A 16,052-nucleotide genomic window follows, 5' to 3' on the forward strand; every position below is an offset into this window, starting at 1 on the left:
CTGCGCCACAGCGCCAGCGGAAACAGCGGCGCATCGGCCCGCTGCTCGTGATGTTTCAGCCGCCAGCCGGCCAGCAGCGCCAGCGCCAGGAACGGCACCAGCCAGAAACCCAGCGCTTCCGCCTGTAACAGCGCCACCAGCAGTGCGGTGACGCTGATCATCAACCAGCAGCTGCCGGTCAGATTCAGCGTTGCGCCATGATGCTGTTCGCGCGCCGGCAGAAAACGCGCCAGCAGCAGCATGGAGAGCAGACCAATCGGCACGTTTACCCAGAAAATCACCGACCAGTTAAAGTGCTGAACCAGCCAGGCACCGCTGAGCGGACCGATGACGGCCGCGACGCCCCAGACGCTGGAGAGCCAGCCCTGCACGCTGGCGCGCTCGCGCGGCGAGTAAATGTCCGCCACGATGGTGGTGGTCAGCGGCATAATCGCCCCGGCCCCCAGCCCCTGAAAGGCACGAAACACAATCAGCCACGTCATACTATGGGCAAAACCGCACAGCACCGAGCCCAGCAAAAACAGCGTTACGCCAATGAAAAATAATCGTTTGCGACCCCAGATATCCGCCAGTCTGCCGTACAAGGGGACGCTTACCGCCTGCGTCAGAAGATAAATGGAAAACACCCAGCCAAACTGCGCGAAACCGCCAAGATCGGCAATGATGGTTGGCATGGCCGTGGCCACAATGGTGACCTCAATGGCAGCCATAAACATCGCCAGCATGCAGGCAATCAGAATCCAGTGGCGATGTTCCGTTTGTAATTGTGCGCTTTCAGTCATACGTCTCCCTTTTTCTTACAAGGCTAGTCGAAATTTCGCCGACTCAGTTTCCTCTGCGTGCGCCTGTTTGTGACAATGTCACTTATCTTGATGAAAATTTTTTATTGTCGAACGACACCTTATTTCATGCGGGTTTCGCTTAGTTTTACCACTTTTGTATCTACCTGATTTTGCCGTGAAAACTGGCAATGATCATCAAGCATTGCTATAGCTCTAAAGGCAGTTTCTGGTTTTTCACTGTGAAAAAGCCGGGAAACAGTCATTTTAACTGCAATTTGACAGCGTGCTGGATTTTCGTCTGTGTATTGCACCGCATAACGCCGGTATGCTGAAGATAACGTCATAAAATCAATCGATTTTTTCAATCAGGGAGACGCACGCTATGCACAATGCATCGCTCGCCCGACGTGCCGGGCTGGCACTGCTCGCCATCGTGGTGGTGATAGCCCTGCTGGTGTGGGGATTAGGGCTGGATACGCTGCGCGACCGCAAGGTGGATTTACTTTACCTTGGGCAGCAACACCTGTACTTAGTGTTCTGGTCGATGTTATGCGCTTTACTGGTTGGCATCCCGAGCGGGATTTTGCTCAGCCGTCCCTTCGCCCGTCGCTGGGCTGAATATGTGATGCAAATCTTCAACGTCGGTAACACGCTGCCACCGCTGGCTGTGCTGGCGCTGGCGATGGTGATTGTCGGCATTGGCGATCGCCCGGCGCTGATCGCCTTGTTCCTCGCCTCGCTGCTGCCGATTGTGCGCAACACCTATGCCGGTCTGAGCGCGGTGCCGCCGTCGCTGATTGAAGCCGCCAACGGTATCGGCATGACCAAACTGCAGCGGCTGCGCCGGGTTGAACTGCCGAATGCGCTGCCGGTGATCCTCGCCGGGGTACGCATCGCGACCGCGATTAACGTCGGCACCGCGCCGCTGGCCTTTTTAATTGGTGCCAGCAGCTACGGCGAGCTGATTTTCCCCGGTATTTATCTCAACGACTTCCCGACGCTGATCCTCGGCGCAGTGGCCACCGCCCTGTTTGCCCTGATCCTCGACATGCTGCTGGCAGCATTGGGACGCGTCCTCAGCCCGCACTCTGCGGCTTAACCCGGAGCATGTAATTATGGCCACTGCTAATCTGCTGGCGCGCTGGGTCAAACGCACCGCGCTGGTCCTGACCGCCACCTTAACCCTCAGTCACGGCGCGCTCGCCGCCACGCCCATCGTGATGGCGACCAAAAGCTTTACCGAGCAGCATATCCTGTCTGCGATGACGGTGATGTGGCTGCAAAAGAAAGGTTTTCAGGTCATCCCGAAAACCAACATCGCCACCACCATCGGGCGTAACGCGATGATCAACAAGCAGATTGATATGACGTGGGAATATACCGGCACCTCGCTGATTATTTTCAACCATATCAACAAGCCGATGTCGTCCGAAGAGGCGTACAAAACCGTTAAACAGCTGGACGCGAAGCTGGGACTGGTATGGCTCAATCCTGCCCCGATGAACAACACCTACGCATTTGCCATGCAGCGCCAGCGCGCTGACGCCGAAGGCATCAGCACCATGTCGCAGCTGGTGGCGAAGCTGGAACAGGTACGCAACACCGATCCGGATCACAACTGGAAACTCGGTCTCGATCTGGAATTTGCCGGCCGCTCGGATGGTCTGAAACCGCTGCAGAAAGCCTACAACATGCCGCTGGATCGCCCGCAGATTCGTCAGATGGACCCCGGTCTGGTGTACAACGCGGTACGTGACGGCTTTGTCGATGCCGGACTGATCTACACCACCGACGGCCGGGTTAAGGGTTTTGAACTCAAGGTACTGGAAGATGATAAGCACTTCTTCCCAAGTTACAACGTCACGCCAGTGGTGCGTCAGGATGTGCTGGCAAGCCATCCCGGCCTTGAGGCCGCGCTGAATGCGCTGTCGCCGCTGATCACCGATGAAGCCATCACCGAGATGAACAAGCGCGTCGATATCGATCACCAGTCGCCGCAGCAGGTGGCGCGTGATTTCCTCAAATCCAAAAACATGCTGTAAGGAGGCGCAATGGATACCCTGCATTACATCATGGATAACTGGAACACGCTGCTGGCGCTGACCTGGCAGCACACCTGGCTGGTGCTGGTGGCGGTAGGTTTTGCCATCCTCGTCGGCGTGCCGCTGGGCATTCTGATTGTCCGCTTCAAATGGCTGGCAACACCGGTGCTGGGCATCGCCACCATCGTGCTGACCATCCCGACCATTGCGCTATTTGGCCTGATGATTCCGCTGTTTTCACTGATCGGTCAGGGAATTGGCGCCCTGCCGGCGATTACCGCGGTGTTTCTCTATTCACTGCTGCCGATTGTGCGTAATACCCATACCGCGCTGGAAAACCTGCCGCCCGGGCTGCGCGAAGCCGGTCGCGGTATCGGCATGACCTTCTGGCAGCGCCTGCGCTGGGTGGAAATTCCGATGGCGCTGCCGGTGATTTTTGGCGGTATCCGTACCGCCGTGGTGATGAACGTCGGCGTGATGGCCATTGCGGCGGTGATCGGTGCCGGCGGCCTGGGCCTGCAACTGCTGGACGGCATCAGCGGCAGCGATGTGCGTATGCTGATAGCCGGCGCACTGATGATCTGTTTACTGGCGATTATTCTTGACTGGCTGCTGCACCGTCTGCAGTCGGCGCTGACTCCTAAGGGGATTCGATAATGATAAAACTGGAAAACCTGACGAAAACCTTTACGCAAAAAAACGGCACCACGTTCAATGCCGTTGACAACGTCAGCCTGGAAGTGCCTGCCGGGGAGATGTGTGTGCTGCTGGGTCCGTCCGGCTGCGGCAAAACCACCACGCTGAAGATGATTAACCGTCTGATCCCCGCCAGCAGCGGGCGGATTTTAATTAATGGCGAAGACACCAGCGGCCAGGATACCGTCACGCTGCGCCGTAACATCGGCTATGTGATTCAGCAGATTGGTCTGTTCCCGAACATGACCATTGAAGAGAACATTACCGTGGTGCCGCGCATGCTGGGCTGGGACAAAAAACGCTGCCGGGAACGGGCGACGGAGCTGATGAGCATGGTGGCGCTTGACCCGACGAAGTTTCTGCATCGCTACCCGCGTGAGATGTCGGGCGGCCAGCAGCAGCGCATCGGCGTGATCCGCGCGCTGGCGGCGGATCCACCGGTACTGCTGATGGATGAACCGTTCGGTGCCGTCGACCCGATCAACCGCGAGGTGATTCAGAACGAGTTCCTCGATATGCAGCGCCAGCTGAAGAAAACCGTGATGCTGGTGAGCCACGACATTGACGAGGCGCTGAAGCTCGGTGACCGCATCGCGGTGTTTGGCCAGGGCAAAATCGTGCAGTGCGCCAGCCCGGACGAACTGCTGGCGCAGCCGGCCAACGAATTTGTCGGCTCGTTCGTCGGTCAGGACCGTACGCTGAAACGTCTGCTGCTGGTGCAGGCCGGCGACGTCACCGATCAGCAGCCGACCATCACCGTGCAGCGCAGTACCCCGCTGCAGGAGGCGTTCGCAACCATGGACGACAACGACATGCGTTCGGTCACGGTAGTCGACGAAGATGGCAAACCGCTGGGCTTTGTCAAACGTCGTGAAGCGCGCGGCGCCACCGGCCGCTGCGAGGAGATGCTGCACACCTTTAAGGTCACCGGCAAAGCGGAGGAGAACCTGCGCGTGGTGCTGTCGAAGCTGTATGAACACAACACGGTATGGATGCCGATTGTCGATGAGGAAGGTCGCTACAGCGGCGAAATTTCGCAGGATTACATCGCGGATTACCTCAGCTCCGGCCGTACACGCCGTCGTCTCAACCCATAACCCCGACCGAACCGCGCCACGGAGGGCGCGATTCTCCAGGTAAATTGTGCGTCAGTGGCTCTCTTCGACCGCGCCGACCGCCGCAACCGTTTTAGCTTCATTCGGCAGCACCACGTTCAGCAGCATAGCGAGAATCCCGCCGGTGGTGACTGCATGACCAAACAGATTGCTGACCAGCGGCGGGAACTGTTTCAGCACGTCCGGAACCGCCTCCACCCCGAGGCCAATGCCAAACGACACCGCCACAATCAGCATCTCACGCCGCCCCAGCGGGGCCTGCGTCATCACGCGAATACCGGCGGCGACCACGCTGCCAAACATCACCAGCGTTGCCCCGCCCAGCACCGGCGGCGGAATCTGCTGTAGAAGGTTGCCGACCAGCGGGAAGATGCCCAGCAGCACCAGCATCAGGCCAATCACCATCCCCACGTAGCGACTGGCGACGCCGGTCATCTGAATCACCCCGTTGTTCTGCGCAAAGGTGGTATTGGGAAACGCCGAGAACAATGCCGCCAGCAGACAGCTGAGGCCATCGGCCAGAATCCCGCCCTGCAGCCGGCGCTGAAACCCGTCGCCTTCCAGCGGCTGGCGTGAAATCAGACAGTTGGCGGTCAGATCGCCCACCGCCTCAATCACGCAGATCACCGAGACCAGCGCAATCGGCACAAACAGCGTCCAGCTAAAATCAAAGCCAAAATGCAGTAGCGAAGGCAGCACCAGCCAGTGCGTCTCCGCCATCGGCTTCAGCGGCAGATGACCGCTCAGCGCCGCCGCGATGCAGCCCGCACCAATGCCGGCGACCACCGCCACCAGCCGCGCCCAGCGCGAGTGGGAGCGGTTGAGCACGATAATCACCAGCAGGGTCAGCGCCCCCAGCGCCAGATTACCCGGCGCACCAAAATCGCGGGCGCTATGCCCGCCCGCCCAGTCGGTAATACTGACTTTTATCAGGCTGATACCAATCAGGGTGATCACCGTACCGGTCACCACCGGGGTCAGCACTTTACGCAGTGGTGTGATGCAGCGGCTAATCAGCATCGGGATCAGCGCCGCCACCAGGTTGCAGCCGAATATCATGGCGAGGATCGCCTGCGGTGAACCGCCCTGCGCTTTCACCGTCATCCCCGCCGAGAGAATGACGCCGAGAAAGGCGAAGCTGGTGCCCTGCAGACAGATCATGCCTGCGCCAATGCCGCAGAAACGGCGCGCCTGCAGAAAGGTGCCGAGTCCGGAAACCAGCAGCGACATGCTAATGAGATACGGAATCCAGGCCTGTAACCCCAGCACGGAACCGATAATCAGCGGCGGCGTGATGATACCGACCACGCTGGCCAGCACGTGCTGCAGGGCGGCAAAGAACGCCGGTGCAGGACCGATGCGGGCATCCAGCCCGTACAACAAACCTTTCTCTTCTTCTGGGTGCGACATAGCAGGGCTCCGGCAAACGATTTATCAGTTTGCCTGATGCATGAAACGCGCCAGGGCGACAGCGAACAGGGAAAATTCAGGACAGATGATTGAATATAAACAGGTTTACGGCATAAAAAAAGCAGCCGCTCCTGAAACTTCGGATTCAGCTGCGTGCGATATGCCGCATTTTGTTTCATCATGCGGCGGGCTTTGCACTCTCGCTGTGCAACGCATCACCCCCGAGTAACGTAATATCCAGATAACCACTCAAATCACGCTGTTCGGCGCGCGGCAGATAAGGCAGTTCACCCAACAGCGGCGCGTTCAGCTTATCGCGCAGAACATCAATGATTTCAGCATAGTGCGCCAGACCGGGATTGATACGATTGGCGACCCAGCCCGCCAGCGTCAGGCCATCGGCGGCAATCGCTTCGGCGGTCAGTAAAGCGTGGCTAATGCAACCCTCTTTAATGCCCACCACCAGCACCACCGGCAGTTGCGCCTGCTGCACCCACTGCGACAGCGGCCGTAAGTCGTTCATCAGGCTGCGCCAGCCGCCCGTGCCTTCCACCACCACACGTGCAGCGCGATCCTGTAAGCCAGCCAGCCCGCGATTGAGTAACGGATAATCGATGCGCTGCGCCGGGCTGGTGCTGATTTCATCCTCTTCCAGCGTCACAGGATTGACGTCGCTGTAGTTCAGCGTGAGGCCGGATGCCTGCTGCAGCAGTACGGCATCTTTATTACGGAGCCCTTCCGGCGTGTGCTGCGCGCTTTTGGCAACCGGCTTGTAGCCAGCGGCACACAGATTCGCTTTGGCAAAGCACTGTAACAGTGCGCGGGAAACCACGGTCTTACCCACCGCGGTGTCGGTACCGGTGACAAAAATCGTTTTCACCTTTCTCCTCCTTCATTAAAGCGATGTGTAACCTGCAAAGGAGGCAGTTTAAGGATTTGTCCCAGGCGAGAGCTTGCGTTAGCGCAAACTTAAGGCGGGCTGGCGTTAGCCCTGCAACAGTTTTATCAGTAAATGGCCGCTATAGAGCGCGTCTTTGATCAGCGCCGCGCCGCCCAGCGTGCCGGGATCGTTGAAGGCTGCAGGGGTTAGCTGGATAGCGTGACTATACGCCGGCAGCGCCTGCTGGCGAATGGTGCTGCTGACTGCCGGGAACAGCACGTCCGCCGCCTGGTTAAGCGGTGAACCGATAAGAATTTGTTGAGGATTAAAGATGTTGACCATCATCGCCAGCATGCGCCCGATATGATGACCGACGCCGGCAATGACGTCCCGCGCCAGCCGGTCGCCCTGCTGCGCAGCGGCACACAGCGAGGCCAGCGTCAGCGGCTGCTGGTGCAGCTGGCTGTCCGGCTGTGACGATAAGCGCTGTGCCGCCAGCTGCAGCAGGCTGCCGGTGCTGGCCACCGTTTCCAGACAGCCATGGTTGCCGCAGTAACACTGCTGGCCGTAAGGATCGATCTGCGTATGACCGATCTCCACCAGCGCGCGTCCGCTTTTGTGCAGCAGCTGGCCACCGCTGATCACCCCGGCGCCCACCGTTTCGTCAATGACAATCTGAATCACGTCCTGCGCACCCCGCGAGGCACCAAACAGCGCCTCTGCCAGCGTCCATGCGGAGATATCGTGCTGGACGAATACCGGCAGCCCGGTGCGCTGCGCCAGGGTTTCGCCCAGCGGCATATCCTGTACCTCATAGCCCGGCATACGGTGCACCACGCCGGAGGCGGCGTTGATCAGTCCCGGCAGGGTAATGGCGATAGCGGTGAGACGCTCAAGTTTTTGCTGATGGCGAATGAAAAAGGCGTTGACCAGCTCCTGCAGCGTCTGCAGTAGCGGCGTGTCGGCGCTGGCAGGCAGCGGCAGGCGATCTTCCTGTAGCGCGCGGCTGCTGAGATCGCGCAGCGTCAGGGTAATGAACCCCGGCTGGAGGCGAACAGCCAGATAGTGCCAGGCCAGGGTATCGAGGATCAGCCCTATCGCCGGCCGTCCGCGACTGCCTGGCTCCTGAAACTCGGTCTCCTGCACCAGATGCGCATCCAGCATTTCGCGCACAATTTTGGTGATGCTGGCCGGGGCCAGCTGGGCACGTTTCGACAGCTCAATCCGCGAAATCGGACCGTAATGGTCAATCAGACGATACACTGCACCGGCATTGGTCTGTTTTATTTGGTCAATATGGCCAGGCTGACTGTCCAGATTCACGCCCTGCTCCCGGATATTTTCGCGCTTCTAAATAAACAGCAGCTATGGTGATGCAGATTGGCGCGCAGCGTCAAATATTTGATTAGAAATGTGATTTATCGCACACAAAGAACGCGGTTTTCTGTACCCTCGGGTTCATTCCTCGGCATGGTGCAGCAGCAGCGCCATCATATTGCTCATCTGCGCACTCGGCTGGCGCAGCGCTGACCACACCAGCCACACCTCAGAAATGGCATCGCTTTCCTGTAGCGGAATCCAGGCGACTTCCGCCAGTCGCGCGCGGGCAAACGAGGCGGGTAAAATCGACACGCCCAGCCCGGTTGCCACCAGGCCGAGAATCGTCATGGCTTCACCCACTTCCTGGGTAATGTAAGGTTTGATTTGGTAGCGATGCAGCAGCGCCAGAATTTCACCGTACAGGGCCGTGCCGCCCTGCGCATCAAAGAAAACAAAAGGTTCGCTGGCTAACGCCCGGATGCTAATCGACGTCGTCTGTGCCAGCGGATGCGCGTGGTGCACCACCGCGCACAGCGGTTCACGCAGCAACAGGCGGTGCTGAAGATCCTCCGGCAGCGGCGTATTGCGCATGACGCCCAGATCGAGTCGCCCCTCGTGCAGCGGCGCCAGCTGCTGCCGCGTGTTGTACTCCTGCATCTGAATATGCACGTCCGGCCAGCGCTGCCGATAGTGATACAGCGCATCCGACACCAGTCCGGTAAACGGCGCCGAGGAGGTAAAGCCAATACGCAACTCTCCCTGCTGACCGTGATGAATGCGCGCCGCGCGCCCGGCCGCCTGTTCCACCTGCAATAAAACCGCGCGCGCATCCTGTAAAAACGACTGGCCAGCCGGCGTGAGCTGTACGCTGCGATTAGTGCGGGTGAACAGCTGCGCATCCAGCGCCTGTTCCAGTTGCAGAATCTGCTGACTGAGCGGCGGCTGAGAAATGTGCAGCCGCTGCGCGGCGCGGCCAAAGTGCAGCTCTTCCGCAACGGCAATAAAGTAGCGCAGATGGCGCAGCTCAATCATCATATCTTAAACGTCTCATTTGAGATTATTAATATATTGTACAACCTATTTAGCCTTTCCTACAGTATTCAGACATTTGCTGAATTGAGGATGTACTGTGAGTCGCTCTTCCCAGGCTGTGACGCTTGATGAGGACAGCTTGTCCACGAAGCCTGTTACCGCCGATACCGCTACTGAATGGATTGAACGTGGATCGCCGCAGTTTATGCGCGTGACGCTGGCGCTGTTCTCTGCCGGTCTTGCCACTTTCGCCCTGCTCTATTGCGTACAACCGATTCTGCCGGTGCTGTCACAGCAGTTTGGCGTGACGCCTGCCGAAAGCAGTATTTCGCTGTCGCTCTCCACCGGGCTGATGGCGCTGGGCCTGCTGTTCACCGGCCCGCTGTCAGATGCGATTGGGCGTAAATCGGTGATGGTGACCGCGCTGATGCTGGCGGCGATTTGTACGCTGATCTCCGCCACCATGAGCAGCTGGCAGGGGATTCTGCTGATGCGCGCGCTGACCGGTCTGTCGCTCAGTGGCGTCGCGGCGGTGGGCATGACTTACCTGAGCGAAGAGATGCATCCGCGGGTCATCGCCTTCTCCATGGGGCTGTACATCAGCGGTAACTCGATTGGCGGCATGAGTGGTCGTTTACTCTCCGGTGTGCTGACCGACTTTTTCTCGTGGCGTATTGCCATTGGCGTCATTGGCTGCTGCGCGCTGGCCGGCGCGCTGATGTTCTGGAAAATTCTGCCTGCGTCGCGCCATTTTCGCCCTGCCTCGCTGCGGCCACGCAGTCTGCTGATCAACTTCCGCCTTCACTGGCGCGACAAAGGATTGCCGCTGCTGTTTGCCGAAGGCTTTCTGCTGATGGGCGCGTTTGTCACGCTGTTTAACTACATCGGCTACCGTTTACTGAGCGCGCCGTGGTCACTGAGCCAGGCGGTGGTCGGGCTGCTGTCCGTGGTGTATCTCACCGGTTCGTGGAGCTCGCCGAAAGCCGGCGCGATGACCAGCCGCTTTGGTCGCGGTCCGGTGATGACAGGCGCCACGGCGATCATGCTGGCCGGTCTGCTGCTGACCGCCTTTAGTTCGCTGTGGCTGATTCTGCCGGGCATGATGCTGTTCACTGCCGGCTTCTTTGCCGCCCATTCGGTGGCCAGCGGCTGGATTGGACCGCGCGCGCGCCGGGCGAAAGGCCAGGCATCATCACTTTATCTGTTCAGCTACTATGTGGGCTCCAGCGTGGCCGGCACCCTCGGCGGCGTATTCTGGCACCGCTACGGCTGGCCGGGCGTGACCCTGTTTATCAGCGCCCTGCTGGTGCTGGCACTGCTGGTTGGCCTGCGTTTACAGGGCCGCAAACTGTAATACCCTTCATCGTTAGCGCGGGACCTCAGCGTCCCGCCTGCTCCGCTGGATTCGAATAAACAGGCATTCGCGCCGTACCACTTAAAACAAAATAGCAATTCATCGCTATAATTCGTTCTATTCCAATAATACATAGACTTATTTTTTACACAGCAATGAGGTAGTCAGATGGAGCTTTACTATTATGTCGATAAGCATGCCGGTTATAACGACAATCATGTGGTGCATGCGAAGGGCTGTCCGTTCCTGCCATCCGACGGCGGTCGCCGTTTTCTGGGGACTTTTTACACGCCCGGTGCCGCAATCCAGCAGGCGCGTAAATTTTATGCCACTGCGTTGGGCTGCGAACACTGCTGCCCGGTGGGCGTAAAAAAAAATCCCACCCACAACTTTAGTGTGGCACTAAAGCATATGGCGTGACTCTGATAATCCTGGTCTGAACCGCACCCGCCCGCACGGTACCCGCCCTCAGCACGGCTAAGCGATTTTTCTGTTACAGAAACACCTGACTTAGCCTGTGCTGGTACGGCAGACTCGCGGGCCGGCAGCACGCTGACGCAGCAGCTCCCCATAACCACAGGCTATTTACCACCCTCAGCGCGATAAGAAATATTCAGTGATAAAACCCGGGTTAACGGTTTTCATCGGCTGACTAATGCTCCACAATAGCGGAAATTTGTGATCGAGGTCACTTTACCGGGTGCGTTCTGACCCCCTCACTCGTCGTTTAGCCGATTTGAATTCAATGCAATCAACAACCGTTTCCCGTAAAACAGCCTGGCTGCGCGTGGTGCTGCTGGCTATCGCTGCTTTTGTCTTTAATACCACCGAATTTGTGCCGGTTGGCCTGCTGTCGGACATCGCCAGCAGCTTTGCAATGAAAACCGCTGATGTCGGTATCATGCTCACCATCTATGCCTGGGTCGTGGCGCTGTTATCGCTGCCGTTAATGCTGCTGACGCGCAACGTTGAGCGCCGCCTGCTGCTGGCCATCCTGTTTATTCTGTTTGTTGCCAGCCACCTGTTATCGGCCGTGGCGTGGGATTTCACGTCGCTGGTGCTGTCGCGCATTGGCATTGCACTGGCGCATGCGGTGTTCTGGTCGATCACCGCCTCGCTGGCGATTCGCGTTGCGCCAGCCGGCAAGAAAACCCAGGCGTTGAGTATGCTGGCCACGGGCACGGCGCTGGCGATGGTGCTGGGCGTGCCGATTGGTCGTATTGTGGGTCAGTATCTGGGCTGGCGTACCACCTTTGGTATGATCGGCCTGTCAGCACTGGTACTGCTGATTATGCTGGTGCGGATACTGCCGCGCCTGCCGAGTGAGCACACCGGTTCACTCAGCAGCGTGCCGATGCTGTTTCGCCGCCCGGCGCTGGTGGCGATGTACATTCTGGTCACCGTCGTGGTGACCGCGCACTACACCGCTTACAGCTATATCGAGCCGTTTATGCAGGTAGTGGCCAGTGCCGATGAGAACTTCACCACCCTGTTACTGCTGCTGTTCGGCTCAGCCGGCATTCTGGGCAGCATTCTGTTCAGCACGCTGGGCAATAAATTCCCGTCCGCGCTGCTAATCGCCGCCATTGCGCTGATTACCCTGTGTATGGGTCTGCTGGTGTTTGCTGCGGTACGCCCGGCAGCAATTACCGTGCTGTGTATTATCTGGGGAATGGCAATGATGATGATCGGCCTGGCGATGCAGGTGCGCGTGCTATCGCTGGCACCGGACGCCACCGACGTCGCCATGTCGCTGTTTTCCGGTATTTATAACATCGGCATCGGCGCAGGCGCGCTACTCGGTAACCAGGTCAGTCTGCATCTGCAGATGGCAGATGTGGGCAACGTGGGCGCAATCATTGGCCTGGCGGGACTGTTCTGGTGCATCGCCATTTTCCGCCGTTATCCGCAGCTGCGCTCCAACGGCTAGTGCGTTTGGCAGTTAGCGGCGCCCCTGGCGGCGCCGCTACTGACATGGCCGGCTAAGGCAGGAAAAACATCGGCTGCAGGGCTTTGCTCACCGGGCTGTTGTCGGGATTTGATGGCATCAGATCACGCATTGACGCCCACCAGCGCTGACACACCTCAGTTTGCGCTACAGCCTGCCAGCGCGCTTCGGATTCAACCTCGACGCTGGCAAACAGCAGGTTGCGTTCAGCATCCAGCCAGATTGCGTAGTTATGGGCGCCATGCGCTTTTAGCGTCCGTTCCAGCTCCGGCCAGATTGGCGTGTGACGGCGCTGATACTCCGCATGGCAGTGCGCATAGACCTGCATGACGAACGCTTTACGCAACATCACTTCGCTCCGCCTGCAGCGCCGCCGGCCACGGCTTCACGTTAAAGCGCTCGCCCAGCGCAATCAGCTGTTCAGTGGTGATGCTCTGACGAATGCCGCCCATCGACAGCGCCATGACCACCACCTGCGATGACTTCTCAGCGGTATCAATCAGACCAAAGGTTTCGTCGAGCGTCGGTCCGGCGCCAAAGATTCCGTGGAAAGGCCACATCACCAGGCTATGGCTGGCCATCGCTTCTGCCGTCGCCTGACCAATGCCATCGGTACCCGGTACCATCCAGGGCAAAATGCCGACGCCATCGGGGAACACCACCAGGCACTCGGTGCTGCCCTCCCACAGCAGGCGGGTAAAGCGCGCCGCATCCAGATCCACCACATAGCTGAGCGCCATAAAGTGGGTGGCGTGACAGTGCATAATCACCCGGTCCGCGCCGTGGCTCAGTGCCTTGCGTACGCTGTGTGACTGAAAGTGCGCCGCCAGCTCGGACGTTGGCAGCCCTCCGTTGCTGAGCCCCCAGTGAATTTTGTACGACAGCCCTTTGTCATCCACCTGCAGCAGCACCAGACTGTCTGCCGGATCGAGCTGCACGTTGCGAAAGAATTTCCCGGAGCCGGTCACCAGGAACCAGTCGTTGGCCAGCGCGGGCGCCGGCTTGCTCAGTTCAATACAGCGCGGTGCCGGATAAAAATCGCTGGCATACGCGCTGACCTCTTCCGGCAACAGACGCAGACTGACGTTGCCGCCGTTACGTTCATCCCAGCCTTTCAGCCACATGTCACTGGTGGCTTTAACCATGTCGCGCACAAACCACGCGGAGAGAATTGTTTGCATGAATCGATTCCTTAACGTTGACGCAGCACGTGTTGTTCGTAGTGACGGACTTCGCTTAGCCAGCTGGCATCGGCTGGCACATCGTGGCGCAGGCACCACGCTTCCCATACCGCCTGCCACGGCAGCGACTTCTGCTCTTCAAGCAGCGCCAGCCGGGCGGTGAAATCCCCATCACGCTCCCGCTGACGCAGCTGTTCGCCCGGCTCCAGCAGCGCCCGCAACAGGGCTTTTTGGGTATTGCGCGTGCCGATCACCCAGGCGGCAATGCGGTTGATCGAGGCATCGAAGAAGTCGAGACCGATGTGCACCCTGTCGAACAACTTTTGACGGGCGATCTCACTGGCAATCGCCTGGGTTTCATCATCCAGCAGCACCACGTGATCGCTGTCCCAGCGGACCGGACGGCTGACGTGCAACAGCAGGCGCGGCACAAACAGCATAGCGCTGGAGATTTTGTCGGAGATCACTTCGGTAGGATGGAAGTGGCCGGCATCCAGCGTCAGCGCGGTCTGGCGGCTGGTGGCGTAACCGAGGCAGAACTCACTGGAACCCACGGTGTAACTCTCCGCGCCAATGCCAAACAGTTTGCTTTCCACCGCATCAATGTGGTGCTGCGGATTCAGCGGTTCACGGATGATCTCATCCAGCGCACTGGCGAGACGCTGGCGCGGCGCGAGGCGATCGACGGTGAGATCTTTCATGCCGTCCGGCACCCAGATATTCATGACTGACGGCGTGCCCAGCTGCTCGCCAAACCAGGCGGAGATACGGCGGCTGGCGGTGCAGTGGTCGATCCAGAACTGGCGAATGCCCGGATCGGCATGCGACAGCGTAAACCCGTCTGCGCTGAGCGCATGAGAAAAGCAGGTTGGGTTAAAATCCAGCCCCAGCTTTTTGCTTTTCGCCCACTCCAGCCAGTTGCTGAAGTGCTGCGGCTCAATCGCATCACGTTCTACCGGGCGGTCGCTCTCAAGGTAGATGGCATGCAGGTTGAGGCGTTTGGCACCGGGAATCAGCGACATCGCTTTGTCGAGATCGGCACGCAGTTCAACCGCGTTGCGCGCCCGCCCCGGATAGTTGCCGGTCGCCTGAATGCCGCCGGTGAGCGCCCCCTGCGGATTCTCAAACCCACGTACATCGTCGCCCTGCCAGCAGTGCATCGACACCGGAATGGTATCCAGTTGTGCCATCACCTGTTCCACATCCACCCCAATGGCGGCGTAGCGTTGTCTGGCCAGTTCAAAGGCCTGTTCAATCAGCTTTGTCATATGCAAGTTCCTTAGCAGGTAGGCTCAGCGCCGCAAAGCGAGCCTGATGGGCCGCAAAGACGCTGTGATTCAGCGGGATAAATTTTTCTAACGGGAAATTGTGGCGAATGCAGCGGCGTAAATCGGCCACGTCGCGCAACTCACCCAGCGCGATCAGCTGGCAGCCGATGTTGCCCAGCGTCGAGGCTTCCACCGGGCCGGCAAACACCGGCAGCTGGCAGGCATCGGCGCACAGCTGGTTAAGTAGCGGATTCTGGCAACCGCCACCGACGATATGTAACTGACGCAGCGCAGTGCCGCGCAGGTGGCTAAGCTCCTGCAGCGTCTGAGAATAGAGCAGCGTCAGGCTGTCAAAGATGGTGCGCGCCAGCGCCGCCGGGCTGTGCGGCACGGGCATCGCCTGTTCGGCGCAGGCATTCTGGATCTCCTGCACCATACTGGCGGGATTAATGAAACGGTGATGATTAGGGTGAATCAGGGCGCGGCAGGCCGGTTCCCGCGCGGCGTCGGCAATCAGCGCAGTGAGATCGCTGATGTGCAGTTCGCTGCACACCCGCTGCAACAGCCACAGGCCCATGATGTTTTTCAGCACCCGATAGCCTTCCGCACCGCCTTCATTGGTCAGATTAGCCTGCAGCGCCGCCTCACTGACGCAGGGCTGCAGGCTTTCGATGCCGATCAGCGACCAGGTGCCGGAGCTCAGATAGGCAGCATCGTCCTGCTCCAGCGGCGTGGCCAGCACCGCGCTGGCGGTATCATGGGTGGCGACGGCGATCACCGGAATGCGCTGGCCGCTGGCGTTGCGCCAGTAACCGACGGTATTGCCCGGTGCACGCGGCGTGCCGAACCAGCTGGCGTCTGCGCCCGCCCAGGCCAGCAGTTCGCGATCCCATTCGCCGCTGTGAATGTTAAGCAGCTGGGTGGTGGTGGCGTTGGTGTATTCCCAGTTGAGTTCACCGGTCAGGCGATAGTGCAGATAATCCGGAATCATCAGCGCGTGCTTCACCTGCGCCTGCCAGTCCGG

Annotated in this window: 17 protein-coding genes; 7 read left to right on the forward strand and 10 right to left on the reverse strand. The window is 59.2% G+C overall.

Features of this window, described 5'->3' with window-relative positions; genetic code table 11:
• On the reverse strand, window positions 1-782 hold a 782-nt coding region (locus ERD80_RS12260; protein ID WP_136547083.1), incomplete at its 3' end, for an MFS transporter.
• Window positions 783-901: 119 nt separating this feature from the next.
• Entirely contained in the window at window positions 902-1,147 is a 246-nt protein-coding gene (locus tag ERD80_RS12265) for a hypothetical protein (protein ID WP_136547085.1), read from the reverse strand.
• Between the two features lie 17 nt (window positions 1,148-1,164).
• Between ERD80_RS12265 and ERD80_RS12270 the strand changes: the two genes are divergently transcribed.
• Genes ERD80_RS12270 through osmV form a run of 4 tightly spaced genes read left to right on the forward strand, consistent with a single transcriptional unit; the run spans window position 1,165 to window position 4,617 of the window.
• Entirely contained in the window at window positions 1,165-1,881 is a 717-nt protein-coding gene (locus ERD80_RS12270; protein ID WP_021506071.1) for an ABC transporter permease, read from the forward strand.
• A 16-nt stretch (window positions 1,882-1,897) separates the two neighbouring features.
• Entirely contained in the window at window positions 1,898-2,824 is a 927-nt protein-coding gene (locus ERD80_RS12275) for a glycine betaine ABC transporter substrate-binding protein (protein WP_136547087.1), read from the forward strand.
• Window positions 2,825-2,833: 9 nt separating this feature from the next.
• Window positions 2,834-3,481, forward strand: coding sequence for an osmoprotectant ABC transporter permease OsmW (gene osmW, locus ERD80_RS12280; protein ID WP_021506073.1), 648 nt, complete (start codon window positions 2,834-2,836; stop codon window positions 3,479-3,481).
• On the forward strand, window positions 3,481-4,617 hold the full coding sequence (gene osmV / locus ERD80_RS12285; RefSeq protein ID WP_021506074.1) for an osmoprotectant ABC transporter ATP-binding protein OsmV: 1,137 nt from the start codon (window positions 3,481-3,483) through the stop codon (window positions 4,615-4,617). Before osmW ends, osmV begins: the two co-directional genes overlap by 1 nt.
• Before the next feature lie 51 nt (window positions 4,618-4,668).
• Here the strand turns inward: osmV and ERD80_RS12290 are convergent, their stop codons facing one another.
• From ERD80_RS12290 to ERD80_RS12305, 4 genes are all read right to left on the reverse strand, one after another.
• Window positions 4,669-6,045 (reverse strand): nucleobase:cation symporter-2 family protein, encoded by a 1,377-nt coding sequence (locus ERD80_RS12290; protein WP_136547089.1) that lies wholly within the window; start codon window positions 6,043-6,045, stop codon window positions 4,669-4,671.
• Window positions 6,046-6,223: 178 nt separating this feature from the next.
• Complete coding sequence (bioD, locus tag ERD80_RS12295) at window positions 6,224-6,925, reverse strand: dethiobiotin synthase (protein ID WP_021506076.1); 702 nt, start codon at window positions 6,923-6,925, stop codon at window positions 6,224-6,226.
• A gap of 105 nt (window positions 6,926-7,030) precedes the next feature.
• A complete protein-coding gene (locus tag ERD80_RS12300) occupies window positions 7,031-8,248 on the reverse strand; it encodes an ROK family transcriptional regulator (RefSeq protein ID WP_058758528.1) in 1,218 nt (405 codons plus the stop codon).
• Window positions 8,249-8,383: 135 nt separating this feature from the next.
• Window positions 8,384-9,280: a LysR family transcriptional regulator gene (locus ERD80_RS12305; RefSeq protein ID WP_136547091.1), complete on the reverse strand. Its 897-nt coding sequence runs from the start codon at window positions 9,278-9,280 to the stop codon at window positions 8,384-8,386.
• 94 nt (window positions 9,281-9,374) lie between these two features.
• On the opposite strand from ERD80_RS12305, the gene ERD80_RS12310 reads away from it, so the two are divergent.
• The 3 genes from ERD80_RS12310 to ERD80_RS12320 all read left to right on the forward strand — a co-directional run bounded on the left by ERD80_RS12310 (window position 9,375) and on the right by ERD80_RS12320 (window position 12,561).
• Window positions 9,375-10,631, forward strand: a complete 1,257-nt coding sequence (locus tag ERD80_RS12310) for an MFS transporter (protein WP_031279123.1) — start codon at window positions 9,375-9,377, stop codon at window positions 10,629-10,631.
• A gap of 168 nt (window positions 10,632-10,799) precedes the next feature.
• Window positions 10,800-11,051: a hypothetical protein gene (locus ERD80_RS12315; RefSeq protein WP_021506080.1), complete on the forward strand. Its 252-nt coding sequence runs from the start codon at window positions 10,800-10,802 to the stop codon at window positions 11,049-11,051.
• Between the two features lie 325 nt (window positions 11,052-11,376).
• Window positions 11,377-12,561: a sugar transporter gene (locus ERD80_RS12320; RefSeq protein ID WP_031279126.1), complete on the forward strand. Its 1,185-nt coding sequence runs from the start codon at window positions 11,377-11,379 to the stop codon at window positions 12,559-12,561.
• Between the two features lie 52 nt (window positions 12,562-12,613).
• Here ERD80_RS12320 and rhaM read toward each other — a convergent pair whose 3' ends face one another.
• From rhaM to ERD80_RS12340, 4 genes are all read right to left on the reverse strand, one after another.
• Complete coding sequence (rhaM, locus tag ERD80_RS12325; protein ID WP_058769776.1) at window positions 12,614-12,928, reverse strand: L-rhamnose mutarotase; 315 nt, start codon at window positions 12,926-12,928, stop codon at window positions 12,614-12,616.
• Window positions 12,918-13,760 (reverse strand): rhamnulose-1-phosphate aldolase, encoded by an 843-nt coding sequence (rhaD, locus tag ERD80_RS12330; RefSeq protein WP_088515799.1) that lies wholly within the window; start codon window positions 13,758-13,760, stop codon window positions 12,918-12,920. The genes rhaM and rhaD overlap by 11 nt, the downstream gene beginning before the upstream one ends.
• An 11-nt stretch (window positions 13,761-13,771) precedes the next feature.
• Window positions 13,772-15,028: an L-rhamnose isomerase gene (locus ERD80_RS12335; RefSeq protein ID WP_058758522.1), complete on the reverse strand. Its 1,257-nt coding sequence runs from the start codon at window positions 15,026-15,028 to the stop codon at window positions 13,772-13,774.
• A partial coding sequence (locus ERD80_RS12340) for an FGGY-family carbohydrate kinase (protein WP_136547093.1) occupies window positions 15,012-16,052 on the reverse strand: 1,041 nt, incomplete at its 5' end. The genes ERD80_RS12335 and ERD80_RS12340, both read right to left, overlap by 17 nt.

It is taken from the genome of Pantoea sp. R102, from assembly GCF_004916815.1.
GTDB classification, from domain to species: Bacteria; Pseudomonadota; Gammaproteobacteria; order Enterobacterales; family Enterobacteriaceae; genus Pantoea; species Pantoea dispersa.

Excerpts from the sequence above, each read along its gene's own strand:
- ERD80_RS12290 (WP_136547089.1), bottom strand. The coding sequence starts at position 6,045 with ATGTCGCACCCAGAAGAAGAGAAAGGTTTGTTGTACGGGCTGGATGCC.
- ERD80_RS12305 (WP_136547091.1), bottom strand. The coding sequence starts at position 9,280 with ATGATGATTGAGCTGCGCCATCTGCGCTACTTTATTGCCGTTGCGGAA.
- rhaM (WP_058769776.1), bottom strand. The coding sequence starts at position 12,928 with ATGTTGCGTAAAGCGTTCGTCATGCAGGTCTATGCGCACTGCCATGCG.
- ERD80_RS12270 (WP_021506071.1), top strand. The coding sequence starts at position 1,165 with ATGCACAATGCATCGCTCGCCCGACGTGCCGGGCTGGCACTGCTCGCC.
- ERD80_RS12275 (WP_136547087.1), top strand. The coding sequence starts at position 1,898 with ATGGCCACTGCTAATCTGCTGGCGCGCTGGGTCAAACGCACCGCGCTG.
- rhaD (WP_088515799.1), bottom strand. The coding sequence starts at position 13,760 with ATGCAAACAATTCTCTCCGCGTGGTTTGTGCGCGACATGGTTAAAGCC.
- ERD80_RS12320 (WP_031279126.1), top strand. The coding sequence starts at position 11,377 with ATGCAATCAACAACCGTTTCCCGTAAAACAGCCTGGCTGCGCGTGGTG.
- osmW (WP_021506073.1), top strand. The coding sequence starts at position 2,834 with ATGGATACCCTGCATTACATCATGGATAACTGGAACACGCTGCTGGCG.
- ERD80_RS12315 (WP_021506080.1), top strand. The coding sequence starts at position 10,800 with ATGGAGCTTTACTATTATGTCGATAAGCATGCCGGTTATAACGACAAT.
- osmV (WP_021506074.1), top strand. The coding sequence starts at position 3,481 with ATGATAAAACTGGAAAACCTGACGAAAACCTTTACGCAAAAAAACGGC.
- ERD80_RS12335 (WP_058758522.1), bottom strand. The coding sequence starts at position 15,028 with ATGACAAAGCTGATTGAACAGGCCTTTGAACTGGCCAGACAACGCTAC.